This is a genomic window from Planococcus sp. ISL-109, from assembly GCF_018613655.1.
Taxonomy (GTDB): Bacteria; Bacillota; Bacilli; order Bacillales_A; family Planococcaceae; genus Planococcus.
On sequence record NZ_JAGGPW010000004.1, the window covers coordinates 413,970 to 440,426 of the forward strand.

24 protein-coding genes are annotated in these 26,457 nt (G+C 48.1%); all 24 read left to right on the forward strand.

Going from position 1 to position 26,457, the window contains the following annotated elements:
- Complete coding sequence (hslV, locus tag J7E21_RS03860) at positions 1-546, forward strand: ATP-dependent protease subunit HslV (protein ID WP_215104917.1); 546 nt, start codon at positions 1-3, stop codon at positions 544-546.
- 5 nt (positions 547-551) lie between these two features.
- On the forward strand, positions 552-1,943 hold the full coding sequence (gene hslU / locus J7E21_RS03865; protein ID WP_251047831.1) for an ATP-dependent protease ATPase subunit HslU: 1,392 nt from the start codon (positions 552-554) through the stop codon (positions 1,941-1,943).
- Positions 1,944-2,038: 95 nt separating this feature from the next.
- Positions 2,039-2,818 carry a GTP-sensing pleiotropic transcriptional regulator CodY gene (gene codY / locus J7E21_RS03870; protein ID WP_215104921.1) on the forward strand — a complete coding sequence of 260 codons (780 nt, stop codon included), beginning with the start codon at positions 2,039-2,041 and terminating at the stop codon, positions 2,816-2,818.
- A 261-nt stretch (positions 2,819-3,079) separates the two neighbouring features.
- Positions 3,080-3,796, forward strand: coding sequence for a 30S ribosomal protein S2 (rpsB, locus tag J7E21_RS03875; protein WP_215104924.1), 717 nt, complete (start codon positions 3,080-3,082; stop codon positions 3,794-3,796).
- 88 nt (positions 3,797-3,884) lie between these two features.
- Positions 3,885-4,769 (forward strand): translation elongation factor Ts, encoded by an 885-nt coding sequence (gene tsf / locus J7E21_RS03880; protein WP_215104925.1) that lies wholly within the window; start codon positions 3,885-3,887, stop codon positions 4,767-4,769.
- A 79-nt stretch (positions 4,770-4,848) separates the two neighbouring features.
- Positions 4,849-5,574: a UMP kinase gene (gene pyrH, locus J7E21_RS03885; RefSeq protein ID WP_215104926.1), complete on the forward strand. Its 726-nt coding sequence runs from the start codon at positions 4,849-4,851 to the stop codon at positions 5,572-5,574.
- On the forward strand, positions 5,574-6,131 hold the full coding sequence (gene frr, locus J7E21_RS03890; RefSeq protein ID WP_215104927.1) for a ribosome recycling factor: 558 nt from the start codon (positions 5,574-5,576) through the stop codon (positions 6,129-6,131). The genes pyrH and frr overlap by 1 nt, the downstream gene beginning before the upstream one ends.
- A gap of 152 nt (positions 6,132-6,283) precedes the next feature.
- The gene (locus tag J7E21_RS03895; RefSeq protein ID WP_215104928.1) at positions 6,284-7,078 is read left to right on the forward strand and encodes an undecaprenyl pyrophosphate synthase; all 795 of its coding nucleotides are present in this window, start codon (positions 6,284-6,286) and stop codon (positions 7,076-7,078) included.
- A complete protein-coding gene (locus tag J7E21_RS03900; protein ID WP_215104929.1) occupies positions 7,075-7,866 on the forward strand; it encodes a phosphatidate cytidylyltransferase in 792 nt (263 codons plus the stop codon). The genes J7E21_RS03895 and J7E21_RS03900 overlap by 4 nt, the downstream gene beginning before the upstream one ends.
- A gap of 18 nt (positions 7,867-7,884) precedes the next feature.
- Positions 7,885-9,027 carry a 1-deoxy-D-xylulose-5-phosphate reductoisomerase gene (gene dxr, locus J7E21_RS03905; protein WP_215104931.1) on the forward strand — a complete coding sequence of 381 codons (1,143 nt, stop codon included), beginning with the start codon at positions 7,885-7,887 and terminating at the stop codon, positions 9,025-9,027.
- A 43-nt stretch (positions 9,028-9,070) separates the two neighbouring features.
- Positions 9,071-10,330, forward strand: coding sequence for an RIP metalloprotease RseP (gene rseP / locus J7E21_RS03910; protein WP_215104933.1), 1,260 nt, complete (start codon positions 9,071-9,073; stop codon positions 10,328-10,330).
- Between the two features lie 87 nt (positions 10,331-10,417).
- Positions 10,418-12,121: a proline--tRNA ligase gene (locus J7E21_RS03915; protein ID WP_215104935.1), complete on the forward strand. Its 1,704-nt coding sequence runs from the start codon at positions 10,418-10,420 to the stop codon at positions 12,119-12,121.
- An 80-nt stretch (positions 12,122-12,201) separates the two neighbouring features.
- Entirely contained in the window at positions 12,202-16,509 is a 4,308-nt protein-coding gene (locus J7E21_RS03920) for a PolC-type DNA polymerase III (RefSeq protein ID WP_215104937.1), read from the forward strand.
- Positions 16,510-16,635: 126 nt separating this feature from the next.
- A complete protein-coding gene (rimP, locus tag J7E21_RS03925) occupies positions 16,636-17,121 on the forward strand; it encodes a ribosome maturation factor RimP (RefSeq protein WP_215104938.1) in 486 nt (161 codons plus the stop codon).
- 23 nt (positions 17,122-17,144) lie between these two features.
- Positions 17,145-18,272, forward strand: a complete 1,128-nt coding sequence (gene nusA / locus J7E21_RS03930) for a transcription termination factor NusA (RefSeq protein ID WP_215104940.1) — start codon at positions 17,145-17,147, stop codon at positions 18,270-18,272.
- A 19-nt stretch (positions 18,273-18,291) separates the two neighbouring features.
- On the forward strand, positions 18,292-18,573 hold the full coding sequence (rnpM, locus tag J7E21_RS03935) for an RNase P modulator RnpM (RefSeq protein WP_215104942.1): 282 nt from the start codon (positions 18,292-18,294) through the stop codon (positions 18,571-18,573).
- Positions 18,570-18,878 (forward strand): YlxQ family RNA-binding protein, encoded by a 309-nt coding sequence (locus J7E21_RS03940; RefSeq protein ID WP_215104944.1) that lies wholly within the window; start codon positions 18,570-18,572, stop codon positions 18,876-18,878. The genes rnpM and J7E21_RS03940 overlap by 4 nt, the downstream gene beginning before the upstream one ends.
- 14 nt (positions 18,879-18,892) lie before the next feature.
- Positions 18,893-21,157: a translation initiation factor IF-2 gene (gene infB / locus J7E21_RS03945; RefSeq protein ID WP_215104946.1), complete on the forward strand. Its 2,265-nt coding sequence runs from the start codon at positions 18,893-18,895 to the stop codon at positions 21,155-21,157.
- Positions 21,154-21,432, forward strand: coding sequence for a DUF503 domain-containing protein (locus J7E21_RS03950; protein WP_215104948.1), 279 nt, complete (start codon positions 21,154-21,156; stop codon positions 21,430-21,432). The genes infB and J7E21_RS03950 overlap by 4 nt, the downstream gene beginning before the upstream one ends.
- Positions 21,433-21,450: 18 nt before the next feature.
- Positions 21,451-21,801, forward strand: coding sequence for a 30S ribosome-binding factor RbfA (rbfA, locus tag J7E21_RS03955; protein ID WP_215104950.1), 351 nt, complete (start codon positions 21,451-21,453; stop codon positions 21,799-21,801).
- An 89-nt stretch (positions 21,802-21,890) separates the two neighbouring features.
- A complete protein-coding gene (gene truB, locus J7E21_RS03960; protein WP_215104952.1) occupies positions 21,891-22,820 on the forward strand; it encodes a tRNA pseudouridine(55) synthase TruB in 930 nt (309 codons plus the stop codon).
- 1 nt (position 22,821) lies between these two features.
- The gene (gene ribF, locus J7E21_RS03965; RefSeq protein ID WP_215104954.1) at positions 22,822-23,763 is read left to right on the forward strand and encodes a riboflavin biosynthesis protein RibF; all 942 of its coding nucleotides are present in this window, start codon (positions 22,822-22,824) and stop codon (positions 23,761-23,763) included.
- A gap of 134 nt (positions 23,764-23,897) precedes the next feature.
- Positions 23,898-24,167: a 30S ribosomal protein S15 gene (gene rpsO, locus J7E21_RS03970; protein ID WP_215104956.1), complete on the forward strand. Its 270-nt coding sequence runs from the start codon at positions 23,898-23,900 to the stop codon at positions 24,165-24,167.
- A gap of 136 nt (positions 24,168-24,303) precedes the next feature.
- Entirely contained in the window at positions 24,304-26,412 is a 2,109-nt protein-coding gene (gene pnp, locus J7E21_RS03975; protein WP_215104958.1) for a polyribonucleotide nucleotidyltransferase, read from the forward strand.
- Positions 26,413-26,457 lie beyond the last annotated feature (45 nt).

Consider the following 26,457-nt stretch of genomic DNA (forward strand, 5'->3'; position numbering starts at 1 on the left):
ATGCAGGAATTTCATGCCACCACGATTTTTGCAGTAAAGCATAAAGGCAAATCAGCGATGGCGGGCGATGGGCAAGTGACATTCGGCAATGCCGTTGTCATGAAACATACCGCAAAAAAAGTACGCAGGCTTTACAATAACGAAGTGTTGACCGGGTTCGCCGGTTCGGTAGCCGATGCGTTTACGCTATTTGAAATGTTCGAAGGCAAACTGACAGAATTCAACGGCAACCTTCAACGGGCTTCAGTTGAACTCGCCAAGCAATGGCGCGGCGACAAAATGCTGCGCCAGCTCGAGGCGATGCTCATCGTCATGAACAAAGACGAATTGCTGCTCGTCTCAGGAACAGGCGAAGTCATCGAACCGGATGACGGCATCCTTGCAATCGGTTCCGGCGGCAATTACGCGCTCGCGGCAGGAAGAGCATTGAAGAAATATGCCGGCGACCAGATGACCGCTGGAGAAATCGCCCAGTCTGCTCTTGAAACCGCTGCAGATATTTGTGTCTATACAAATCATCAAATCATTATGGAGGAGTTGTCTTAATGAAAATGCAGAACGATTTGACTCCCCGGCAGATAACCGATCACCTTGACCGGTTTATCGTCGGTCAAAAAGACGCCAAGCGCTCGATTGCCATTGCGCTCCGCAACCGTTACCGGCGCAGCCGGCTGAATGAAGAAATGCAGGACGAAGTCATTCCGAAAAACATTTTGATGATCGGTCCGACGGGTGTCGGGAAAACAGAAATCGCACGGCGCATTGCCAAACTGACCGGCGCACCGTTCATCAAAGTCGAAGCGACAAAGTTTACGGAAGTGGGTTATGTCGGGCGGGACGTGGAGTCGATGGTCCGCGATTTGGTAGAAGCGTCCGTCCGCATCGTCAAAGAAGAAAAATACGAAGCGGTGAAAGTGCGCGCAGCAGCGGCAGCAAATGACCGCATCGTCAAGCTACTGGCCCCGTCTCTTAAGAAAAAGCAAAATCCCCAAAACCCGCTTGAAATGCTGTTTGGGCAGAAGCAGGAACAAGAAGAGGAAGACCCGACAGCCGAAGTAGAAGTGCGCGTCAAGCGCCGCGAAATCGCAGGCGACCTGAAAACCGGCAAACTCGAGGAGGAATGGGTGACGGTGGAAGTGACGGAAAACACCGCTTCGATGTTTGACGCTTTTCAAGGATCGGGAATGGAACAAATGGGTGAGAACATGCAAGATGCTTTGTCTTCATTGATGCCGAAGAAAAAGAAAAAGCGCAAGATGCAAGTGAAAGATGCGCGCCGCGTGTTGACGGCAGAAGAATCGGAAAAGCTTGTCGACAGCGAAGAAATTTCAACGGAAGCGATTCGGCGGGCTGAACAGCACGGCATCATTTTCATCGACGAAATGGACAAGATCGCTAGCAAAAGCTCCACTTCTTCTGCGGACGTATCCAGAGAAGGCGTTCAACGCGACATTTTGCCGATCGTTGAAGGCTCGACCGTTGCGACAAAATACGGCGCCGTGAAAACGGACTATGTGTTGTTTGTCGCAGCGGGAGCTTTCCATATGTCGAAACCATCGGATCTGATCCCTGAACTGCAGGGGCGCTTCCCGATCCGTGTCGAGTTGACCAAGCTAGAAGTCGATGATTTCGTAAAAATTCTAACTGAACCAAAACATTCTTTGCTCAACCAGTACAAAGCACTTCTCGAAACTGAGGGAGTTATGGTACACTTTACTGATGCGTCAATCGTCAGACTTGCGGAAATTGCTTATGAAGTAAATCAACAGACGGATAATATCGGCGCTCGCCGACTTCATACAATATTGGAACGGTTACTGGAGGACTTGTCATTTGAAGCTTCGGAGATTTCTCCAACCCAAATTGATATCACGCCTCAATACGTCAATGAAAAGCTTGAAAATGTGGCGAAGAACAAAGATTTGTCACAATTTATTCTGTAAAGCAAGGCGTATAGGTATCAATGAAGTGTAAAAACCTTTAGAATATTGAATAAACGGTGCGAAATACGTACGAATCATGTAGGAGGTTCATCATAATGAATTTATTAGGAAAAACAAGACGAATTAACTCTATGCTGCAAGCAGCAGCCGGAAAGCCGGTCAATTTTAAGGATATGGCTGAAACATTGAGCGAAGTCATCGAAGCGAATGTCTTCGTCGTCAGCCGCAAAGGGAAAGTACTTGGCTATGCTATCAACCAGAAGATCGAAAACGAGCGTATGAAAAACATGCTCGAAGAACGCCAATTCCCGCTTGAATATACACAAAACCTCTCAAATGTCACAGAAACATCCGCTAACATGGATGTCAACAGCGAGCACACGATCTTCCCTGTGGAAGAACGCGAGCTGTTCAAAAACGGCTTGACCACAATCGTGCCGATTATCGGCGGCGGTGAGCGCCTTGGCACATTGTTGCTTGGACGCGTCAACGAGCAATTCGGCGATGATGACTTGATTCTTGGGGAATATGGCGCAACTGTTGTCGGCATGGAAATCCTCCGTGAAAAAGGTGACCGCATCGAAGAAGAAGCACGCAGCAAAGCGGTTGTTCAAATGGCAATCAGCTCGCTATCATACAGCGAACTTGAAGCGATCGAACATATTTTTGAAGAGCTCGACGGCAACGAAGGTTTGCTCGTCGCTTCAAAAATTGCGGACCGCGTAGGCATCACACGTTCGGTCATCGTCAATGCACTCCGTAAGTTGGAGAGTGCTGGCGTCATCGAGTCTCGTTCACTTGGTATGAAAGGAACGTATATCAAAGTATTGAATACGAAATTCCTTGCAGAACTTGAGCAATTGAAAATGAATTAATGGCTCATGCTGCCCCGGACTACTAATTAGTCCTGGGGCAGCTTTTTTTATTGATGCGGCAGCTTTGCGCTTGTGCATTTTTTTGGTGGGTAAAGCAATTTTTTGCGAAAATCAGTTGCAGGCTATCGTGTATGCGTGGTATAATTTCAAATGGTGTTAAATACACACGCATTCCGATCTGTCCCGCAGGTGCCTTTATGGTAACGGTTCAGAGGAGAAGAGTGCGGAGGCAAACAAAAACCTATTAGGAGGAAACACATCATGGCAGTAATCTCAATGAAACAATTGCTTGAAGCTGGTGTACACTTTGGCCACCAGACTCGCCGCTGGAACCCGAAAATGAAGAAATATATTTTCGTGGAACGTAACGGCATCTACATCATCGACCTTCAAAAGACGGTCCGCAAACTTGAGGAAGCTTATAAGTTCATGAAACAAGTGGGCGAAGAAGGCGGAAAAGTTTTGTTCGTAGGAACAAAAAAACAAGCTCAGGACGCGATCAAAGAAGAAGCAGAACGTTCTGGCAACTACTACATCAACCAACGCTGGTTGGGTGGGACACTTACTAACTTCGGCACGATCCAAAAACGTGTTAACCGCATGAAACAGATCGAGCGCATGGAAGAAGACGGCACTTTCGAAGTTCTTCCGAAGAAAGAAGTAGTTCAATTGAAAAAACAACACGAACGCTTGGATAAATTCCTAGGCGGTATCCGTGACATGAAAGGTCTGCCGGACGTAATGTTCGTAGTCGACCCTCGTAAAGAGCGCATCGCAGTAGCAGAAGCTATGAAATTGAACATCCCAATCGTAGGTATCGTTGATACAAACTGCGATCCGGACGAAATCGATTACGTAATTCCTGCAAACGATGATGCTATCCGTGCGGTCAAACTATTGACTGGCAAAATGGCAGATGCTCTTCTTGAGTCTAAGCCGGAAGAAGACGAAGAAGCTGCAGCAGAAACTGCTGAGTAATTCGCAATGACTAAAGGTGATAAGCGGCCAACCCCACTTATCACCTTTTTTTGAGAAAACACAAACAAGCTGAAGGAGGAATTTAATCATGGCAGTAACAGCCCAGATGGTTAAAGAATTGCGCGAAAAAACAGGCGCAGGTATGATGGATTGCAAAAAAGCATTGGTAGAAACTGATGGCAACATGGAAGAAGCTCTAGATTTCCTACGCGAAAAAGGATTGGCTAGCGCATCTAAAAAAGCGGATCGCATTGCGGCAGAAGGAATCACTTCGATTCTTGTTGAAGGCAACGAAGCAGTAATCTACGAAGTTAACGCTGAAACGGATTTTGTTGCTAAAAACGAAGGTTTCCAAACTTTGGTAAAAGAAATAGGCGAGCACTTGCTTACGACTAAACCAGCATCAGTCGAAGAAGCGAACGCTTCAACGATGTCCAACGGTTTGACTGTTGCGGATCACATTTCAAATGCGATCGCAAAAATCGGCGAAAAAATCACATTGCGCCGTTACGAAATTCGCACGAAATCAGACAGCGACGCTTTCGGTCCATACTTGCATATGGGCGGCCGTATCGGTGTTCTAGTTCTTCTTGAAGGTTCTGCAGATTCAGGTTCTGCACGCGATATCGCAATGCACATCGCTGCACTTAACCCGCAATACGTGTCACGCGACGAAGTGTCTGCTGATGAAGTAGAGCGCGAGCGCAAAGTCTTGACTGAGCAAGCGTTAAACGAAGGCAAGCCAGAAAAAATCGTTGAAAAAATGGTTGAAGGCCGCCTTGGGAAATACTTTGAAGACGTCTGCTTGCTTGACCAAGCTTTCGTTAAGAACTCTGACCAGAAAGTCCGCGAATTCGCTGCATCTGTTGGCGGAACTGTAAAAGAGTTTATCCGTTACGAAGTTGGCGAAGGCATCGAAAAGCGCGAAGACAATTTCGCTGATGAAGTTATGAGCCAAGTTAACAAAAAATAATCTAACTTTTATATGAATTATCCAGGGAACACAATGTTGTGTTCCCTGTTTTTCAATAAACGTGTAACGGAGGGTACCGATGAGTGTTCCAAAATACAAACGCATTGTACTAAAATTAAGTGGAGAAGCGATGGCAGGCGGACAAGGATTCGGTCTTTCCCCTGACATTATCAAATCTGTCGCAGCCCAAGTGAAGGAAATTGTCGAGCTTGGCGTAGAAGTCGCGGTAGTTGTTGGTGGAGGAAATATTTGGAGAGGCAAAGTCGGCTCAGAAATGGGCATGGACCGCGCAACGGCAGATTATATGGGAATGCTCGCGACGGTCATGAACTCACTTGCTTTGCAGGATTCGCTCGAGAAGCAAGACGTGGAAACACGCGTATTGTCTTCGATTGAAATGCGCCAAGTCGCTGAACCGTATATCCGCCGAAGAGCGATTCGTCATCTGGAGAAGAAACGCGTCGTTATTTTCTCTGCTGGAACAGGCAATCCTTATTTCTCGACGGATACGACAGCCGCTTTGCGTGCAGCTGAAATCGAGGCAGACGTCATCTTGATGGCGAAGAACAATGTGGACGGCGTCTATTCTGCTGATCCGAAAACCGATGCTGATGCGGTCAAGTACGATGAACTTTCCTACTTTGATGTCATCCAGCAAGGGCTTCAAGTGATGGACTCGACCGCTTCCACATTATGTATGGACAATGATATTCCACTCGTAGTATTCTCTATAATGGAAAAAGGAAACATAAAACGAGCTGTTCTAGGCGAAAAAATCGGAACAGTAGTGAGGAGAACAATATAATGCCAAAAACTATTATGAATGACACGAAAACGAAAATGAGCAATGCCATTCAAGCGTTCTCGCGTGATTTGGCTGCTATCCGTGCAGGGCGAGCAACGCCTTCACTGCTCGACAAAATTACGGTCGAGTATTATGGAGCTCCAACACCGATCAACCAAGTCGCCGGCATTTCGGTACCGGAAGCACGTTTGATCATGATTCAGCCATACGACAAAACGGTGTTGGTTGAAATCGAAAAAGCGATCCAAAAATCAGATCTAGGCCTTAGCCCTTCTAGCGACGGGAATGTCATCCGCCTTGCGGTTCCGGCTTTGACGGAAGAACGCCGCAAAGATTTGGTCAAGCAAGTGAAGAAAGAAGCGGAAGAAGCGAAAGTTATAATCCGTAACATTCGTCGCGACGCCAATGATGATCTGAAAAAACTCGAGAAGAAAAGCGAGATCACAGTTGATGATCTGCGCGGATACTCGGATGATGTGCAAGACATGACCAACTCTCATATCACGAAGATTGATGACATGGTCAAAGATAAAGAAACAGAGATTATGGCAGTTTAAGCGAACTTCATCTGTTCTAAGGCGTCCTGTTTTACAGGACGCTTTTTTCATGTCGAAATTTCGGAAGTGCCTGGAAAGTTCACGCACAATGTACGTTTTTTTGATATGATAAGCAATAGACATTCCGATTGGTTACAGGTGGAGGATTAATTATGTTCAATAAACTATTAAAGCGAAATATAGAGCCGATCACCGTGGAATACGGAGAGCGTGCTATGGCGGTAGCTGGTGCGGCTGTGCCTTCCCACGTGGCGATCATCATGGACGGCAATGGGCGCTGGGCAAAAAAACGCTCAATGCCGAGAGTTGCAGGCCATCATGAAGGAATGAAGACGGTCCGCAAAATCACAAAGCTCTCAAGCCATTTGGGCGTTGATGTGCTGACACTATATGCATTTTCAACAGAAAACTGGAAGCGGCCAAAAATGGAAGTCGACTTTCTCATGCGCTTGCCGGAAGAGTTTTTATCCAGCTTCTTGCCCGAACTGATTGAAGAAAATGTTCGTGTGGAGATGATGGGCTATGTGGATGATCTGCCTGCCCACACGATACAAGCGGTTCAAAAAGCAAAAGAAGCGACCAAGCATAATACTGGGTTGGTTTTAAATTTTGCATTGAATTATGGAAGCCGTGCGGAAATTGTCGACGCAGTGAAGAATTTGGCTTCTTTAGTCAAAGCGGGAGAGTTGGAGCCTGGGGATATTTCGGAAGAAATGATCACGAACCGTCTGATGACTAAAGGTTTGCCGGAACCGGATCTCTTGATTCGCACGAGCGGAGAGGTACGGTTGAGCAACTTCATGTTATGGCAGCTTGCTTATACAGAATTTTGGTTTACCGACACGTTATGGCCGGATTTCAATGAAGATTGTTTGCTGGAAGCATTTGAAGTTTACCAGAAGCGCAATCGGCGATACGGTGGGTTGAAGGGGGAAGAAGCGAATTGAAGCAGCGTATCATCACGGGAGCGATAGCAGCAGCTTTATTTATTCCATTTGTCATTATTGGCGGCATCCCATTCATGGTAATGGTGTACGTCCTTGCAACAATCGGTTTTCAAGAACTGCTGAAGATGAAAGGCCGGAGCCTCATGAGTGTGCCCGGTCTTATTTCTCTGTTGGCGTTATATGCATTCATGCTTCCTGGGGAATTGTCGCAGCAAGTATTTGAATGGACCGGCTATGCTAAAGTGGAATTCGCCTTTATGGCGGTCATTTTATTGCTTATACATACTGTCGTCGTCAAAAACAGTTTTACTTTTGACGATGCCGCATTCGCTATACTTGGTTCTCTTTATGTCGGGCTCGGGTTTTATTATTTGATCGAAACGCGTGAATCGGGTCTTGCTGTTTTGATATTTGCGTTGCTGGTCGTTTGGTTCACTGATTCCGGGGCGTATTTCACGGGCCGGAAAATCGGGAAACGCAAACTATGGCCCGAAATTTCGCCGAACAAAACAATCGAAGGATTTGTCGGCGGCATTGTTTGGGCAGTGGGCATCGCAATCATATTCGCTTATTTTGCAGGGATGGAGCAGCCTATGTTTGTCGTCATCATTGTCGCCATTGCCGCATCGATCTTTGGGCAATTGGGTGATTTAGTGGAATCAGCGCTTAAGCGCCATTTCAACGTAAAAGATTCCGGGAAGATTTTGCCTGGACACGGCGGCATACTGGACCGTTTTGACAGCATCCTTTTTGTCATGCCATTATTGCATTTTCTTCATTTCATTTAAGAGAGGATTGTTTCATTGATGAAAAAAATCATTTTGCTTGGAGCGACCGGCTCGATCGGCGTTCAAACAGCGGATATCATCCGGGAACATCCGGAAGCGTTTTCGTTGATCGGGTTATCGTCCGGTAAAAATATGGAAATTACACGGCGGCTTATTCACGAATTCCGTCCTGAAATCGTCTGTGTGCAGTTAGCTGAAGACGCGCAGCAATTGCAAAAAGAGTTTCCGAAGACGCAATTTGTCTACGGTCATAAAGGCTTGAACGACGTGGCGACGTACGACGCAGATGTATTGGTCAATGCAGTTATTGGCAGTGTCGGACTCGAGCCTACTTTAGCAGCGATTAAACTGGGCCGCACCATCGCTATCGCGAATAAAGAAACTTTGGTGACGGCAGGACATTTGGTTATGCAAAGCGCCAAACAATTCGGAGCGGACATTTTGCCGGTCGATAGCGAACATTCGGCATTGTTCCAAGCGCTGAACGGCGAGAAACTCGAGCAGGCGAGCCGTTTGATTTTAACCGCTTCCGGGGGCAGTTTCCGCGACAAAACGCGCGATGAACTGAAAAATGTCACGGTGGAAGATGCACTCAATCACCCCAACTGGTCGATGGGAGCTAAAATCACCATCGATTCGGCGACGATGCTCAACAAAGGGCTGGAAGTGATTGAAGCACATGTGTTGTTCGATTTTGCTTATGACGATATCAATGTCTTATTGCACCGGGAGAGCATCATCCATTCGATGGTGGAATTTCAGGATACCAGCGTTATGGCACAGCTCGGGACACCTGATATGCGGGTACCGATCCAATATGCGCTGTCTTATCCGGACCGGCTTTCACGCGCAAACGCAAAACGCTTGAATTTGGCGGAAATCGCGCAATTGAATTTCCGTGACATGGATTATGAACGTTTCCGTGCCTTAAAGTTAGCATTTGATGCAGGGCGCGAAGGCGGCACGATGACGACCGTTTTGAATGCGGCCAATGAACAGGCCGTGGCGATGTTCCTAAACCGGGAAATCGGATTTTTGCAGATCGAAGAATTTATCGAGCGGGCGATGGAAGTCCACACGGCAATTGCCTCCCCTGATCTTGAGACAATTCTCGCGGTGGATTCCCAAACGAGAAAAACCGTGGAAAACATGCTAAAATAGCGACAGATTAAAACCGAATAGGTTTATGAAGGATGGGTTCAAAATGGAGACAGTATTGGCGTTCATAATCATTTTCGGCGCGTTAGTGTTTTTCCACGAGCTGGGCCACTTCCTGTTCGCTAAGCGGGCCGGGATTCTCGTTCGTGAATTCGCTATTGGGATGGGGCCTAAAATATTGGGCATTACCAGAGGCGAGACGCTTTATACGATAAGGTTGCTGCCAATCGGCGGTTATGTCCGAATGGCAGGAGAAGAAATGGATGCCATCCATCTACAGGCTGGGCATCGTATCGGTTTGCTGCTGAATGAAGAAGGACTCGCAAAAAAAGTCATCCTCAACCAAAAGCATGTTTATCCGGACATTTTATTTCTGGAAGTGGAACAAGCAGACCTCGAAAAAGAGCTATACATTAAAGGCTATGACGAAGACGAGAAATTAGTGAACATCAAAGTAGCGCGCGATGCGGTCGTGGAAGAAAACGGGCGCGAAACGATTCTTGCACCGTATGATCGGACGTTTGACGCGAAAAATTTGCCGAACCGGTTTATGACGATTTTTGCCGGACCTCTTTTCAATTTCATTCTGGCATTCTTTATTTTCACTGCAATCGGCATGATGCAAGGGGTTCCGACATTTGAACCGGTCATATCAGAAGTGACGGAAAACAGTCCGGCTGAACAAGCCGGTATGCAAGATGGCGATTTGGTCACTGAAATTGAAGGGCAACCGATCAATAGCTGGGATGAGCTGGTCGAGTCGGTTCAAGGAAATGCCGGCACTGCGCTAGATTTCCAAGTTGATCGAGGGGGAGAACCACTGGACTTCACGATTACACCAGAGCTGTCCGACCAGACAGCGGAGCAAGTAGGGGTGATCGGCGTCTTGTATCAAAGCCCTGTAGAAAAAGACTTTTTCGGGTCTTTCGCCTATGGAGCTGAACAAACCGTGTTCTGGTTTAAAGAGATTTTCCGGCTGCTTGGTATGCTGGTAACAGGACAATTTACGATTGATGCCCTGTCAGGACCAGTCGGTATTTACAAAACGACAGAAGAAGTCGCCCAATACGGCATTTTCACGCTAATGAGCTGGGCTGGCATGCTCAGCATCAATTTAGGGATCATGAATCTCCTGCCCCTTCCTGCATTGGATGGCGGACGGTTGATGTTCTTCGTCCTTGAAGCACTGCGCGGCAAGCCAGTCGACAAGCAAAAAGAAGGCATGGTCCACTTTGTCGGCATCATGCTCTTGATGCTTCTGATGATCGTCGTCACCTGGAATGATATCCAGCGATTTTTCTTTTAACGGGAGAAAGGAAAGCGGCATTCCGCTTTCCTTTCTCTGCTACATAGAGATAATAAAATAAAATAGTCAGTTGAGGTGTATTCGAATATGAGACAAACATTAAGCTTTATCCCGACGTTACGGGAAACTCCAGCTGATGCGGAAGTGAAATCACATCAATTATTGCTGCGTGCTGGATTTATCCGCCAAAATACAAGCGGAATTTATTCGTTTTTGCCGCTCGGCAAACGTGTCCTGCACAAGGTAGAACATATTATCCGCGAGGAAATGGAAGCGATCAATGGCGCTGAAGTGTTTATGCCAGCTTTGCAGCAAGCAGAGCTATGGCAGGAAACCGGACGCTGGTATTCGTACGGTGATGAGTTGATGCGCTTAAAAGACCGTAACAACCGCGAGTTTGCACTCGGTGCGACTCACGAGGAAGTCATTACCAGCTTGCTGCGCGATGAAATCAAATCGTATAAAAAGCTGCCGCTGACGCTTTATCAGATCCAGTCTAAATTTCGCGACGAAAAACGCCCGCGCTTCGGTTTGTTGCGTGGACGTGAATTCCTCATGAAAGATGCCTATTCGTTCCATGCGACAACCGAAAGCTTGGATGCGACATATGATGACATGATGCAAGCTTACAGCAATATCTTCAGCCGACTCGGCTTGAATTTCCGTGCGGTCATCGCTGACTCGGGTGCAATCGGCGGAAAAGACAACCATGAGTTCATGGTGCTGTCGGAAATAGGAGAAGACACGATCGCTTATTCCGACAGTTCATCGTACGCCGCCAATATTGAAATGGCTGCTGTTGACATGGACTACCCAAAATCCGATGAATCAGCTCGCGCGGTCGAAAAAGTATCGACGCCGGACCAGAAGACCATCGCACAAGTGGCGGAATTCCTCGATACGACGCCTGAACACTGCATCAAAACATTGGTTTTCAAAGCGGACGAAGAATTGATTGTCGTCTTGTCGCGCGGAGACCACGAAGTGAACGATGTGAAAGTCAAGCACATTTCAGGGGCGAAGCTTGTTGAAATGGCGACACCGGAAGAGGTGCATGGGTTGCTGTCTTGCGATATCGGATCGATCGGCCCTGTTGGCTTGCCGTCCGGCGTCCGTGTATTCGCTGACCAGGCCGTCAAATCGATCGTTAATGGCGTCACAGGCGCCAACGAAGAAGGCGTCCATTTGATCAACGTGACACCAGGAGAGGACTTCTCTGTTGAAGAATACGGAGATCTGCGCTTTGTCCAAGAAGGTGACCCGTCACCAGACGGCGAGGGCACAATCAAATTCGCCAAAGGCATCGAAGTCGGCCATATCTTTAAGCTAGGAACGACTTACAGCGAACCGATGAAAGCGACATTCCTCAATGATCAAGGAAAAGCGATGCCTTATATTATGGGCTGCTACGGAATCGGAGTGTCACGAGTTGTTGCCGCAGTAGCAGAGCAGTTTCAGGACGATGCCGGGTTTACATGGCCGAACGCCGTTGCCCCGTACGAAGTCCATATCGTGCCGGTCAACGTCAAAGACGATGTCCAGCGTGAAGTTGGAGAAGAGCTTTATGAGCAGTTGAAAGAGCAGCGCTTTGAAGTGCTGCTAGATGACCGGAAAGAGCGCGCTGGCGTGAAATTCGCAGATGCTGACTTGATCGGCATGCCGATCCGTATCACTGTCGGCAAACGTGCTGCAGAAGGCGTTTTGGAAGTGAAAATCCGTCAGACCAACGAAACGGTCGAATGGCATAAAGACGAAGTGCTTGAGAAGGTACGCGAATTCTTTAAGCGATAAGCAAAAATCTGATATGATAACAGGAAAGTACATGTGTACTTTCCTTTCTTTTTATGAAATAAATGGCGAAGGGGATAATCATGATAAATGAGCAAGACGCCAAAATGAGATTCAAGTTGTTGCTGCAGCATTTGGAATTAACCGAAGATGTCAATATGCCTTTTTTTGAAGAGGCAGAACTGACGCGCATGACCGTCCATAAAAAAGAGCGTTCGTGGCGGTTTCTCGTCAAACTGCAAAACGTGCTGCCGCTAGAATTATTTATTCAATTTCGCGAGCGGCTTCAGGCGAAGTTTTCGTCGATTGCAGCCGTTCAATTGCATATTGAAACCAACGTCCAGCAAGCGGGCGGAGAGCAAGTGAATGCCTATTGGCGCCAAGTCGTCGATGAATTGGCGGATATGGCACCGCCGCTGCGGGAGCGGTTGTTATCGCAAGCGCCCGACTGGAACGGCAGCAAGCTGATCGTCGACTGCTGCCATGAGCACGAAATGATGGCTTTAAAGTCCAAATATACAGAAAAACTCAGCGCTGTTTATCAGCAATTCGGCTTCCCGCCGTTCGCTATCGATTTCCGACTGTCTGCTGAAGATCAGCAAGCGGCACACGAAGCGTTTATGGTGGAGCGCAAAGTTGAAGAAGAAGCGATGGCGAAAAAAGCGGTCGCAGATATGAAAAAACGGGAAACGGACCGCAAGGAAAACGGCGCACCTTCAGGACCTTTCCAAATGGGTACCGGCATCAAACCGGATGAGCAGATTTCAGAAATCCGTTCGATTGTCGATGAAGAGCGCCGCGTAACAATAGAGGGCTTTGTGTTCGATGTGGAAGTCCGTGAACTTCGCAGCGGCCGTTCTTTATTGACTGTAAAAATTACGGATTACACAGACTCTATTCTCGTTAAAATGTTCTCGCGTGATAAAGAAGACGCCGAACTCATGGCGCAAGCGAAAAAAGGCATGTGGCTGAAAGCAAGAGGCTCGATCCAAACTGATACGTTCGTCCGCGACTTGGTCATGATGGCACAGGACATGGTTGAAATTAACCCCGCGGTGCGCAAAGATACAGCCGAAGTCAAACGGGCGGAATTGCATTTGCACTCAAAGATGAGCCAGATGGATGGCGTTTCTTCCATTGAATCATTAGTGGCCCAAGCGGCAAAATGGGGGCATCCGGCCATCGCAATTACGGACCATGCAGGTGTGCAGGCGTTTCCGGATGCCTATGCGGCGAGCCAGAAGCACGGTATTAAAGCGATTTTTGGTCTAGAAGCAAACCTGGTCGATGATGGCGTTCCGATTGCTTATGAAGAGCGCCACGTGTTGCTCGAGGAAGAAACTTATGTCGTGTTCGACTTGGAGACGACCGGGTTATCAGCGGTTTACGACACCATCATCGAACTGGCGGCAGTGAAGATCAAAGGCGGGCAAATCATCGAGAAATTCGAGCGTTTTGCCAATCCGCACCACCCGCTATCTTCAACGACAATCGAACTGACCGGCATCACAGACGATATGGTCAAAAACGCACCTGAAGTGGAAGAGGTCATCCGTGAATACCACGAGTGGGCGGGCGATCATATCATGGTCGCGCACAATGCCTCGTTCGATATGGGCTTCTTGTATGTCGCCTATAAAAAAATGGGCATCGATAAAGCACATGCCACAATCGATACGCTGGAACTGGCACGCATGCTGCATCCCGAAATGAAAAATCACCGTTTGAACACGCTGGCGAAAAAGTTTAACATCGAACTGACACAGCATCACCGTGCGATTTACGATACGGAAGCGACTGCGTATTTGATGACCCATCTGCTGAAAGAAGCGGATGAAAAAGGAATTCTGTACCATGACCAATTAAATGATTACGTCGGTACCGGCGACTCTTATAAACGCTCCCGTCCGACACATTGCACACTGCTGGCAAAAGACCAGGAAGGCCTCAAAAACCTATTCAAACTCGTGTCGGCATCGCACATCAATTATTTCTACCGTGTTCCGCGCATTCCACGCTCGCTTCTTCAGCGCCACCGCAAAGGCTTGCTCGTCGGGTCGGGTTGTGACAAAGGGGAAGTATTTGAAGCAGTCATGCAAAAATCAATGGAAGAAGTGGAACGTATCGCCCAGTTCTATGATTACTTGGAAGTGCACCCGAAGGCAGTGTACCAACCATTGATTGAACGGGAGCTCATACGTGATGAATGGAATTTGGAAGACATTATCCGCAAGCTGGTCAAAGTGAGCCGCAAGCTCGACAAGCCTCTTGTAGCGACCGGCAACGTCCATTATTTGGATGAAACAGATGCAGTATTCCGCCAAGTATTGATCGGTTCACAAGGCGGGGCGAATCCATTGAACCGCTCGAAGTTGCCGAAAGTGCATTTCCGCACGACCAATGAAATGCTAGAAGCGTTCGATTTTCTCGGTGAAGAGACGGCACGCGAAATCGTCGTCGACAACTCGCTGAAAATCGCAGAGATGATCGATGTCGTCAAACCAATCAAAGATGAACTGTACACGCCGAAAATTGAAGGAGCGGACGAAGAAGTCCGTGAACTCAGCTATTCGACAGCACGCTCAATTTATGGCGATGATCTTCCGGAGATCGTTGAAGCGCGCATCGAAAAAGAATTGAAGTCGATCATCGGCCACGGCTTTGCGGTCATTTATTTGATTTCGCATAAGCTGGTGAAAAAATCATTGGATGACGGCTATTTGGTCGGTTCGCGGGGCTCTGTGGGGTCATCACTTGTGGCAACGTTGACGGAAATTACGGAGGTCAATCCGCTGCCGCCGCATTATGTATGCCGTAAATGCAAAAAACATGAGTTCTTCGATGACGGATCAGTCGGTTCAGGGTTCGACTTAAAAGACAAAGACTGCCCCGATTGCGGCATACCTTACAAAAAAGATGGGCAAGACATTCCATTTGAGACGTTCCTAGGATTTAAAGGTGATAAAGTGCCTGATATCGATTTGAACTTTAGTGGGGAATACCAGTCGAAAGCGCACGATTACACGAAAGTGCTGTTTGGTGAAGACAATGTGTTCCGGGCAGGTACGATCGGAACGGTCGCTGAAAAAACGGCTTACGGCTATGTCCGCGGTTATGCGAATGACCGCGATATGACGCTTCGCGGTGCTGAGATCGACCGCTTGGTGCAAGGGTGTTCTGGCGTTAAGCGCAACACGGGGCAGCACCCGGGGGGCATCATTGTTGTTCCGGATTATATGGATATTTATGATTTTTCCCCGATCCAGTTTCCAGCCGATGCGCAGGATTCGGAATGGAAGACGACGCATTTTGATTTCCACTCGATCCATGACAATCTGCTGAAGCTTGATATTCTCGGGCATGATGATCCAACGGTGATCCGCATGCTGCAGGACTTGTCCGGCATCGATCCGAAAACGATTCCCACTGATGATCCGGAAGTGATGAAAATATTTGCCGGGCCAGAATCGCTCGGCGTTACGAAAGAACAGATTGGCTGCAAAACCGGAACGCTCGGCATACCGGAGTTCGGGACGCGTTTTGTTCGCCAGATGCTTGAAGACACTAAGCCGACGACATTTTCGGAGCTCGTGCAGATTTCGGGTCTGTCCCACGGTACGGACGTTTGGCTCGGCAATGCCCAGGAACTGATTCATAACGGCACGTGCCAACTGTCCGACGTAATCGGCTGCCGGGATGATATTATGGTCTATTTGATTTATCAAGGACTGGAATCTTCACTGGCGTTTAAGATTATGGAATCTGTGCGGAAAGGGAAAGGCTTAACACCGGAGATGGAAACGGCGATGAAAGAGAAAGCTGTTCCAAACTGGTACATCGAATCATGTAAAAAGATTAAGTATATGTTCCCGAAAGCTCACGCTGCCGCTTATGTCTTGATGGCGGTCCGGATTGCGTATTTCAAAGTGCACTTCCCGGTTCTGTATTACGCTGCATATTTCACAGTGCGTGCCGAAGATTTCGATGTTAATGCGATGGCAAAAGGTTCCCAGTCCATTCGCGCGAAAGTGGATGAGATTAATTCCAAAGGGCTTGAAGCTTCAACGAAAGAGAAGAACTTAATGACCGTAATGGAATTGGCGCTCGAGATGGTGGAGCGCGGCTACAGTTTCCAGAAGGTCGATTTGTATAAATCGTCTGCTGATCAATTTCTTATCGAAGGCAATACCTTGATCCCGCCGTTCAACGCCATACCGGGACTTGGGACGAATGCCGCCCAATCCATCGTTGCAGCGCGGGGCGAAGGCTCATTCCTGTCGAAAGAAGATTTACAGCAGCGCGGCCGCGTTTCAAAAACGATCATCGAGTACATGGATGATCACGGCTGTCTAGAAGGGATGCCTGACGCCAATCAGCTGTCCTTGTTCTAGTCGGTTGCGCCGCACCGCTAAGCATGGTATTATTGTAGTAACATTTACTGATAGCTCTGTCGCAGAAGAGTGGGTTCTCCCGCTCTTTTCTGTTTGTTGTGGCGAATTATTGGCAGGAGGCATTTTATGAGCAAAATTACTGAACAAATTGAAACAATGGCACAACCGATCATTGATGAGCTCGAATTGGAGCTAGTGGATGTCGAGTTTTTGAAAGAGGGGAAAAACTGGTTTTTGCGTGTGTATGTGGACAATCCACATGCACCGATCGATATCGACCAATGCGCCATCGTCAGCGAACGATTAAGCGAATTATTGGATGAAGTGGATCCGATCGAGCAGAATTATTTTCTTGAAGTCTCTTCTCCGGGAGCAGAGCGGCCGCTGAAGAAAGAAAAGGATTTCGAAAAAGCTTTAGGGAAGTTCATCTACATCAAAACCTATGAGCCGGTGGAAGGCGCAAAAGAGTTCGAAGGCTATTTGAAATCATTCGATGATGAACAAGTTGAAATTGAAATCAAAATCAAAACCCGCAGAAAGACCATCAGCATCCCGAAAACGAAAATCGCCTTGATTCGTCTGGCGATCGACTTTTCTGCAAAAGCTGAATAGAAGACTTTAGGAGTGAAAAAACTATGAGCAGTGAGTTATTGGATGCTTTAGAAGTATTGGAGAAACAAAAAGGGATATCACGCGATGTGCTGATTGAAGCTATTGAAGCGGCACTCGTTACTGCATATAAGCGCAATTTCAACCAAGCGCAAAATGTTCGTATCGATTTGAACCTTGATACCGGGACGATGCTTGTGTATTCCCGCAAAGACGTAGTCGAAGAAGTCGAAGATGAGCGCCTGCAGATTTCACTGGAGGATGCCCATGCACTCAACCCGGTTTATGAACTCGGCGACATCGTGGAAGAAGAAGTTACCCCCCGCAATTTTGGCCGTATTGCAGCACAAACTGCAAAGCAAGTGGTGACTCAGCGCGTACGTGAAGCTGAGCGCGGAATGATTTTCGAAGAATATGTGGACCGTGCAGACGATATCGTTAATGGCATCGTCGAACGCATGGACGCGCGCAACTTATATGTCGGACTAGGCAAAGTGGAAGCAGTGCTTCCGCAGACAGAGCAAATGCCGAACGAAAGCTATCAGCCGCATGATCGCATCAAAGTCTATATTACAAAAGTCGAACGCACGACACGCGGACCGCAAGTATTCGTGTCGCGCACACATCCAGGTCTCTTGCGCCGATTGTTCGAGAACGAAGTGCCGGAAATTTACGACGGCATCGTCGAGATCAAATCGATTGCGCGCGAAGCGGGAGACCGTTCGAAAATTTCGGTTTATGCTCACGATGATGAAGTAGACCCAGTCGGTTCATGTGTCGGTTCACGCGGGGGTCGCGTCCAAACAATCGTCAATGAACTAGGGGGCGAAAAAATCGATATCGTCGAATGGTCGGAAGATCCGGTCGTTTTCGTAGCGAATGCACTGAGCCCGTCAAAAGTACTTGACGTTCAAGTAAGAGATGATGACAAATCTACGACAGTCGTCGTGCCGGATTATCAATTGTCTCTTGCAATCGGCAAGCGCGGGCAAAACGCCCGCTTGGCAGCGAAATTGACAGGTTGGAAAATTGATATCAAGAGTGAAACGGATGCCCGTGAATTGGGGATTTATCCGCCCGCCAACGATACTTCAGCAGCTTCAGAAGCCGGTGAAGAATCGGATGACTTTGATTTTTATGACGAAGAAGAATAAGCTGAGAAGGTGATATCCGTTGGCTATGCAAAAGAAAATTCCGTTACGCAAATGTGTTGCAACCGGTGAGATGCTTCCGAAAAAAGAAATGATCCGCGTCGTCCGTTCCAAAGAAGGCGAACTATTCGTCGATTTGACCGGCAAAAAGTCGGGAAGAGGCGCATACGTTTCAAAATCGGAAGATGCCATCGAGCTTGCACGCAAAAAGAAGGTTTTGGACAAGCAGCTTGAAGTGAAAGTTCCAGACGAAATCTACGAGGAGCTCGTCCACACCGTACGCAGAGAGCAGCTGAAATCATGAATAAAGAAAAGATCCTTCAATTATTAGGGCTTGCCACGCGGGCACGCAAAATGATCACCGGCGAAGAACTGGTCATCAGTGAAGTGCGGCGAGGCAAAGCGAAATTGGTCATTTTGGCTGAAGACGCATCCGATAACACAAGGAAAAAATTGCAGGATAAATGTAAATCCTATAATGTTCCAGTCCGAATTGGCGCAAACCGCTATGAAATTGGCCATGCAATAGGAAAAGAAGCGCGCGTCGTTTTGGCGATTACCGATAAGGGATTTGCAAAGAAAATGACGAGCCTGTTTGATGAAAACTAACCGGGGGTGAGCAGATGACCAAAATTCGAGTACATGAATACGCGAAAAAAGTAAATAAACCAAGTAAAGACATCATCGATGAATTGTCTAAAATGAATATCCAGGTCAATAATCACATGGCAACTTTAGAAGATACTGCTGTGACGAAATTGGATGGTATTTATAAAAAGCCTGCACAAGGAACTCGTGCACAAGGTGGGCAATCACGCCCGCAAGGTCAAAACCAGCGCCGCGGACAAAGCGGACAGAGCGGACAATCCCGCCCGCAAAGTGGGCAATCACGCCCTCCAAGCGGACAGAGCCAGAACCGCACAGGCGGCCAAAAGAGTTCCCAGTCAACGCAACAAGGAACACAAGAAGCACGCGGTACCAACTTCACGCCAAAAGCAGCCAAACCAGCTCCAGCTCCAGGCCAGCGCGGCCGTTCAGGCGGACCGGGGCGCGGTGGACAAAACCGCAACCGCAAAGGCAAGCAGCAGCGTCCGGTGAACCCGATGCCGCCAATGCCGAGAAGAGAAAAAGAATTGCCGGCAAAAATCACATTCAGTGAATCATTGACGGTAGGCGAACTGGCGAAAAAACTTGGCCGTGAGCCATCTGAAATAATCAAAAAGTTGTTCATGTTAGGCGTTATGGCAACAATCAACCAAGAGTTGGATAAAGATGCCATTGAACTCGTTTGCGCAGAATATGAAGTGGAAGTAGAAGAAGAAATCTTGGTCGACAAAACCGACCTTGAAGTTTACTTCGAACCGGAAGAAGAGTCCCTCAAAGAAGAACGTCCGCCAGTCGTCACCATCATGGGTCACGTTGACCACGGGAAAACGACGTTGCTGGATTCGATACGCCATACGAAAGTGACTGCTGGAGAAGCTGGCGGAATCACGCAGCATATCGGTGCTTATCAAGTGGACGAAAACGATAAGAAAATCACGTTCCTTGATACACCAGGCCACGCCGCCTTTACGACGATGCGTGCCCGCGGTGCAAAAGTGACGGATCTTGCAATTATCGTGGTCGCAGCTGACGATGGCGTAATGCCGCAAACGGTGGAAGCGATCAACCACGCGAAAGCAGCAGAAGTTCCGATCATCATCGCTGTCAACAAAATGGATAAACCTTCCGCTAACCCAGACCGCGTTATGCAAGAATTGACAGAACACGGTCTTGTTCCAGAAGCATGGGGCGGCGACACGATTTTTGTCCCAATATCCGCTTTGAAAGGCGACGGTATCGACACACTTCTTGAAATGATTTTGCTTGTTTCTGAAGTTGGCGAACTGAAAGCCAACCCTGGCCGCCGTGCAATCGGTACGGTCATCGAAGCTGAGCTCGACAAAGGACGCGGATCTGTGGCGACGTTACTCGTCCAGGACGGCACTTTGCATGTCGGTGACCCGATAGTAGTCGGCCATACGTTCGGACGCGTCCGTGCAATGGTCAACGATCTTGGGCGCCGCGTGAAAACGGCTGGCCCGTCGACGCCTGTTGAAATTACAGGACTCAGCGACGTGCCGCAAGCAGGCGATCGTTTCGTTGTCTTTGAAGACGAAAGAACCGCCCGCCAAATCGGCGAAGCGCGTTCTGCTACAGCGCTCCAGGAAATGCGTTCTGAAAAGAACCGCGTCACGCTCGATAACTTGTTCGACCAATTGAAACAAGGTGAGATGAAAGAGCTGAACTTGATTGTCAAAGCAGACGTTCAAGGAACAGTTGAAGCAATGGCAGCTTCTCTATTGAAGATCGATGTAGAAGGCGTCAATGTGAAAGTCATCCACACCGGTGCTGGTGCGATTACAGAATCCGACGTTGCATTGGCGGCAGCTTCTAATGCCATCATCATCGGCTTTAACGTACGCCCAGATGTAAACGCGAAACGCGCTGCAGATGCGGAAGGCGTCGACATCCGTTTGCACCGCATCATCTATAAAGTGATCGAGGAAATCGAAGCAGCGATGAAAGGCCTCTTGGATCCAGAATTCGAAGAGAAAATCATCGGCCAAGCAGAAATCCGCAGCACGTTCAAAGTTTCCAAAGTCGGAACGATTGCAGGAAGCTATGTAACAGAAGGTAAAATCACCCGCAACAGCGGCGTCCGCATTATCCGTGAAGGCATTGTCGTATTTGAAGGTGAAATCGACACGTTGAAACGTTTCAAAGACGATGCGAAAGAAGTCGCAAAAGGCTATGAATGCGGCGTCACGATCAAAAACTTCAACGACGTCAAAGAAGGCGACATCCTTGAAGCTTACATCATGGAAGAAATCGAACGGAAGTGATTCTTTCCATGGAATGCGAATTTTTCATCCCAATAGCGCATTCATTGAAAGATAAGCGGGCAGTCGTCAAAAGTATGATGACCCGTACAAAGCAAAAGTTTAATGTATCCGCGGCTGAGATTGATCACCAGGAAGTATGGCAGCGCGCGCGCCTGGCATTTGTCACCGTCGCTTCTTCGAAAGAAGTAGCGGAGCGGGAAATGGCGCAAGTGCTGCGCTTTTTGGAAAGCAACCCATCGTGGGAATGCATGGAAATAGAGAAAGAATATTTGTAAGAACGGAGTGGATTCGAAATGTCAATGCGCTCGAATCGTGTAGCTGAGCAGATGAAAAAAGAGCTTAGTGATATTATCGGCAGAAAATTGAAAGATCCGCGCATCGGATTTGTCACAGTGACGGATGTCGAAGTGACGGGCGACCTTCAACAGGCAACGGTCTATGTTAGCGTATTGGGCGATGATAAAGCGAAAGAGCAGACTTTGCTCGGTTTGTCCAAGTCCAAAGGATTCATCCGCTCGGAAATCGGGCAGCGGATCCGTTTGCGCAAGACTCCTGAGTTGGCGTTTGAAATCGATTCATCTGTCGCGTACGGCAATCGAATCGAATCATTGCTGCGGGATATTAAAGAACCAACAGAAGAGTAAACGGAAAGCCTGCTGGTCTATATTAGACAGCAGGCTTTTTTCTACATAACAAAAGACCAAAAAAGCGAAGTAAGAGAGGAGTGCTAGCCGTGGAGCCAAATGGAATTCTTCCCTTATGGAAAGAGCCGGGAATGACTTCCCACGATTGTGTTTTCCGCCTGCGGAAAATCTTGAAAACAAAAAAAGTCGGACATACCGGTACACTCGATCCACAAGTGGACGGGGTTCTGCCGATTTGTTTAGGACGTTCGACGAAAGTGGCGGAGTATATTACAGACCAGGGGAAAACGTACGAAGCGGAAGTGTTGATCGGATTTTCCACTGAAACCGAAGATGCTGAAGGCGCAGTGGTCGATCGGGATACCAGTGTAAAAATAGTAACCAGGCAGCAATTGGAAGCAGCGCTGGGAAGTTTAACAGGGGATATCGAACAAATTCCCCCGATGTATTCCGCTGTCAAAGTGAACGGCAGAAAGCTTTATGAATATGCACGAAAAGGTGAAACGGTCGATCGTCCGGTACGGACTGTCCACATCGATTCCATCGAATTGTTGGAAACTGACGACTCATGGAGCGGACAGAATATAAAGTTCCGCATCCGTATCCGCTGCGGCAAAGGCACATATATCCGGACCTTGGCGGTGCAGATCGGCCAGGCGCTTGGCTATCCTGCCCATATGTCCCAGCTGACACGGACAGAATCCGGCAGCTTTACAAAAGAGCAATGTGTCACACTTGCCGAAGTCGAAGAAATTGCCCAAAATGGAAATATCGACTCGGTGTTGCAGCCGATCGCATACGGCTTGAGTGCATTTCCGTTTACAGAAATCACACCGGATTTGCTGTTCGGCATCAAAAACGGGCAAGTACTCGATGAACATCCAGTCCTTTTGGAAGAACCGCTTGTCGTGTTCACTTATAAGGGCGAGCCGGTGGCGTTGTATAAAAGGCACCCGGAAAAGCCGGGCAAAATGAAACCTGAAAAAATGTTTGGATTCCCTAAAACAGACGAGGTGTAATATGAAAATCATTCACTTGAGCTATCCGCATGAGATGAAGTCGAAAGATTACGGACCGATTTCGATGGCTATCGGATTTTTCGACGGCGTCCATAAAGGCCATCAGCAAGTAATCGGTGCGGCGATCGAAAAAGCACGCAGCAAAGACATGAAGTCTGCTGTGATGACATTCGATCCCCATCCATCGCTCGTCCTCGGCGGCCGAAAAGAAGAGGTATTCTACATCACGCCGCTCAATCAAAAAATGGCGATTTTACAAGAGATGGGTGTCGACATTTGCTTTATCGTGCGCTTTACTTCGGAGTTCGCGAAACTCTCCCCTGAGCAATTCATCGAGCATTTCATCAAAAGTTTGGGGGTCAAGCAAGTGGTCGCGGGATTTGATTTTTCGTTCGGCTCCAAAGGCGGCGGCGATATGGCGCTGATGGAATCGTTCAGCGGTGGAGAATACGCAGTGACGACTGTCGGGAAATTGGAAGAAGGCAATGAGAAGGTCAGTTCGACTCGGATCCGCCATTTGCTGAAAGACGGACTTGTTGAACCGGTACATCAGTTGCTCGGCAGGCCATATCGAATATCAGGGACCGTAGTCAACGGCGACAAGCGGGGCCGGACAATCGGTTTCCCGACAGCGAACATTGAACCTGAACTCGGTACATTCGTTCCGAAGCGCGGCGTCTATGCCGTCCGTATCGAAGTGCAGGGCGCTTACTTTGATGGCGTCAGCAATGTCGGCTATAAACCGACATTCCATAATCCGGACATTAAAAACTTGGTCATTGAAGTTCATATCCTCGATTTCGATAAGTCGATCTATGGTGAAAAAGTCACCGTCGAATGGTATAAACGGATCCGTGACGAGCAGAAATTTTCCGGTATCGAAGAGCTGAAACAGCAAATTGGGCGGGACAAAGAAACCGCGAAACAATACTTCGGAGGGTGAAACCGACAGTTGATTTCAAGAAATCACTGTGCTATGATAACTGAGTACTGAACGTACTAACCGTTGCTTGGCAAATCGAATCACCAACGTTTGCTCAGTAATTGGGGCTATTAGAGATTAGGAGGTGGAACAGCATGGCAATCACTCAAGAACGTAAAAATGAATTGATCACTGAATACAAAGTGCATGACACTGATACTGGTTCTCCAGAAATTCAGATCGCTATTCTTACTGAGGACATCAACAACTTGAACGAGCACTTGCGTACCCACAAGAAAGATCACCATTCACGTCGTGGTCTATTCAAAATGGTCGGACGCCGTCGTAACTTGCTTAAGTATCTACGCGAGAACGATGTACAACGCTACCGTGATTTAATCGGAAGACTTGGTCTACGTCGATAATAGTAAGCAGAAAAAGCGGGATTCGTCCCGCTTTTTCTTTATGCTTAAAACTTTGCATTCAATCGCACTCAAGATGCTTTTTTGATACACTACTTAAGGATACATACGAGATACACAGTAAGAGAGGAGCTCGACTATGGAGCAAACAAAGAAGGTTTACACATTCGACTGGGCAGGCCGCGAACTCAAGGTGGAAGTCGGTCAATTGGCAAAACAAGCAAACGGAGCAGCATTAATCCGTTACGGCGATACAGCAGTGCTATCCACTGCAACAGCATCAAAAACTCCGAAGCCGTTGGACTTTTTCCCACTTACGGTGAACTACGAAGAGCGCCAATATGCAGTCGGAAAAATCCCAGGCGGTTTCATTAAACGCGAAGGGCGCCCGTCTGAAAAGGCGACATTGACCAGCCGTTTAATCGACCGTCCGCTGCGTCCGTTATTCCCGGATGGTTTCCGCAACGAAGTGCAAGTCATTTCCATGGTCATGTCCGTCGACCAGGACTGCCCGTCTGAAATGGCAGCCATGTTCGGCTCGTCATTATCATTGATGATTTCTGATATTCCGTTCGACGGCCCGATTGCCGGCGTCATCGTAGGCCTTGTCGATGGTGAGTACCTCATCAACCCGACAGGTGCACAAATGGAAAAAAGTTCGATCAACTTGATCGTTGCGGGCACGAAAGATGCCATCAACATGGTTGAGGCAGGTGCGAAGGAAGTTTCCGAAGAAGTGATTCTTGAAGCGATCATGTTCGGCCATGAAGAAATCAAAAAGCTGATCGCATTCCAGGAAGAAATTGCAGCCGAAGTAGCCAAAGAAAAAACAGCGGTTCAATTATACGAACTGGATGCTGAATTGACAGCGGAACTGAAAGCCGCAGTTGAACAAGACTTGAACGCTGCTGTTCAAGTGAACGAAAAGCAAGCGCGCAACGAAGCGATTGCAGCAGTCCGTGATCGTGCGCTTGAAGCGTATGCAGAATCAGCAGATGACATCAAAAAGCAAGCGGGCCAAGTTCTCGATAAAATGGTTAAAGACGAAGTACGCCGCCTTATCACGGACGAAAAAATCCGTCCGGATGGCCGCGGCCCTTCAGAAATCCGCGAATTGTCTTCAGAAGTCGGCGTGCTCGCACGCACACACGGTTCCGGTCTCTTTACACGCGGCCAGACGCAGGCGATGAGCATTTGTACGCTTGGCGCACTCGGCGATGTCCAAATCATCGACGGCCTTGGATTAGAAGAGACCAAGCGCTTTATGCATCATTATAATTTCCCGCTGTTTTCTGTCGGCGAAACCGGTTTCTTGCGTGGCCCAGGCCGCCGCGAAATCGGCCACGGCGCGCTCGGTGAACGTGCGCTTGAAGCGGTCATCCCAAGTGAAAAAGATTTCCCATATACGATCCGACTCGTTTCCGAAGTGCTTGAATCGAACGGTTCTACATCACAAGCGAGCATTTGCGCTTCGACGCTCGCCATGATGGATGCAGGTGTGCCACTGAAAGCACCGGTTGCCGGCATTGCCATGGGGCTCGTGAAAAAAGGCGAAAATTACACCGTGCTATCCGATATCCAAGGGATGGAAGACTACCTGGGCGATATGGACTTTAAAGTGGCCGGAACGGCAGAAGGCGTTACGGCGCTTCAGATGGATATCAAAATCGACGGCTTGTCCCGTGCTATTTTAGAAGAGGCATTGACGCAAGCAAAAATTGGCCGTCTGCATATTTTGGAATCGATGATCGCCACCATCAATACACCGCGCACGAATTTGTCGAAATTCGCACCGAAAATCATCATGGTGAAAATCAATCCGGACAAAATCCGCGATGTTATTGGGCCGGGCGGAAAAGTCATCAACAAAATCATCGACGAAACCGGCGTGAAGATCGATACAGAGCAAGACGGCACGATTTTCATTTCCTCAGTTGATGAGGAAATGAACGATAAAGCGAAAGCGATGATCGAAAATATTGTCCGCGAGGCGAAAGTCGGCGAATATTACGAAGGCGCAGTTAAGCGTATCGAGAAGTTCGGTGCATTCGTTGAATTGTTCCCTGGCAAAGACGGCCTTCTCCATATTTCCGAAATCCAGGAAGAGCGGACGAAAGAAGTGGAAGATGTCTTGGAGATGGGCGACCTTGTACAAGTGAAAGTCATCGAAATCGACCGCCAAGGACGCGTCAACCTATCACGTAAAATAGTGTTGAAAGAACAACAAGAAACAGACGAAAAGGCGTAAAATCAGATTGAATGAGAAATTGCCGGTGGTACTCGCCGGCAATTT

What these genes read in the sequence shown, in the direction of transcription:
- hslV (WP_215104917.1), top strand. Translation starts at nt 1, where the DNA reads ATGCAGGAATTTCATGCCACCACGATTTTTGCAGTAAAGCATAAAGGC.
- hslU (WP_251047831.1), top strand. Translation starts at nt 552, where the DNA reads ATGCAGAACGATTTGACTCCCCGGCAGATAACCGATCACCTTGACCGG.
- codY (WP_215104921.1), top strand. Translation starts at nt 2,039, where the DNA reads ATGAATTTATTAGGAAAAACAAGACGAATTAACTCTATGCTGCAAGCA.
- rpsB (WP_215104924.1), top strand. Translation starts at nt 3,080, where the DNA reads ATGGCAGTAATCTCAATGAAACAATTGCTTGAAGCTGGTGTACACTTT.
- tsf (WP_215104925.1), top strand. Translation starts at nt 3,885, where the DNA reads ATGGCAGTAACAGCCCAGATGGTTAAAGAATTGCGCGAAAAAACAGGC.
- pyrH (WP_215104926.1), top strand. Translation starts at nt 4,849, where the DNA reads ATGAGTGTTCCAAAATACAAACGCATTGTACTAAAATTAAGTGGAGAA.
- frr (WP_215104927.1), top strand. Translation starts at nt 5,574, where the DNA reads ATGCCAAAAACTATTATGAATGACACGAAAACGAAAATGAGCAATGCC.
- J7E21_RS03895 (WP_215104928.1), top strand. Translation starts at nt 6,284, where the DNA reads ATGTTCAATAAACTATTAAAGCGAAATATAGAGCCGATCACCGTGGAA.
- dxr (WP_215104931.1), top strand. Translation starts at nt 7,885, where the DNA reads ATGAAAAAAATCATTTTGCTTGGAGCGACCGGCTCGATCGGCGTTCAA.
- rseP (WP_215104933.1), top strand. Translation starts at nt 9,071, where the DNA reads ATGGAGACAGTATTGGCGTTCATAATCATTTTCGGCGCGTTAGTGTTT.
- J7E21_RS03915 (WP_215104935.1), top strand. Translation starts at nt 10,418, where the DNA reads ATGAGACAAACATTAAGCTTTATCCCGACGTTACGGGAAACTCCAGCT.
- J7E21_RS03920 (WP_215104937.1), top strand. Translation starts at nt 12,202, where the DNA reads ATGATAAATGAGCAAGACGCCAAAATGAGATTCAAGTTGTTGCTGCAG.
- rimP (WP_215104938.1), top strand. Translation starts at nt 16,636, where the DNA reads ATGAGCAAAATTACTGAACAAATTGAAACAATGGCACAACCGATCATT.
- nusA (WP_215104940.1), top strand. Translation starts at nt 17,145, where the DNA reads ATGAGCAGTGAGTTATTGGATGCTTTAGAAGTATTGGAGAAACAAAAA.
- J7E21_RS03940 (WP_215104944.1), top strand. Translation starts at nt 18,570, where the DNA reads ATGAATAAAGAAAAGATCCTTCAATTATTAGGGCTTGCCACGCGGGCA.
- infB (WP_215104946.1), top strand. Translation starts at nt 18,893, where the DNA reads ATGACCAAAATTCGAGTACATGAATACGCGAAAAAAGTAAATAAACCA.
- rbfA (WP_215104950.1), top strand. Translation starts at nt 21,451, where the DNA reads ATGTCAATGCGCTCGAATCGTGTAGCTGAGCAGATGAAAAAAGAGCTT.
- ribF (WP_215104954.1), top strand. Translation starts at nt 22,822, where the DNA reads ATGAAAATCATTCACTTGAGCTATCCGCATGAGATGAAGTCGAAAGAT.
- rpsO (WP_215104956.1), top strand. Translation starts at nt 23,898, where the DNA reads ATGGCAATCACTCAAGAACGTAAAAATGAATTGATCACTGAATACAAA.
- pnp (WP_215104958.1), top strand. Translation starts at nt 24,304, where the DNA reads ATGGAGCAAACAAAGAAGGTTTACACATTCGACTGGGCAGGCCGCGAA.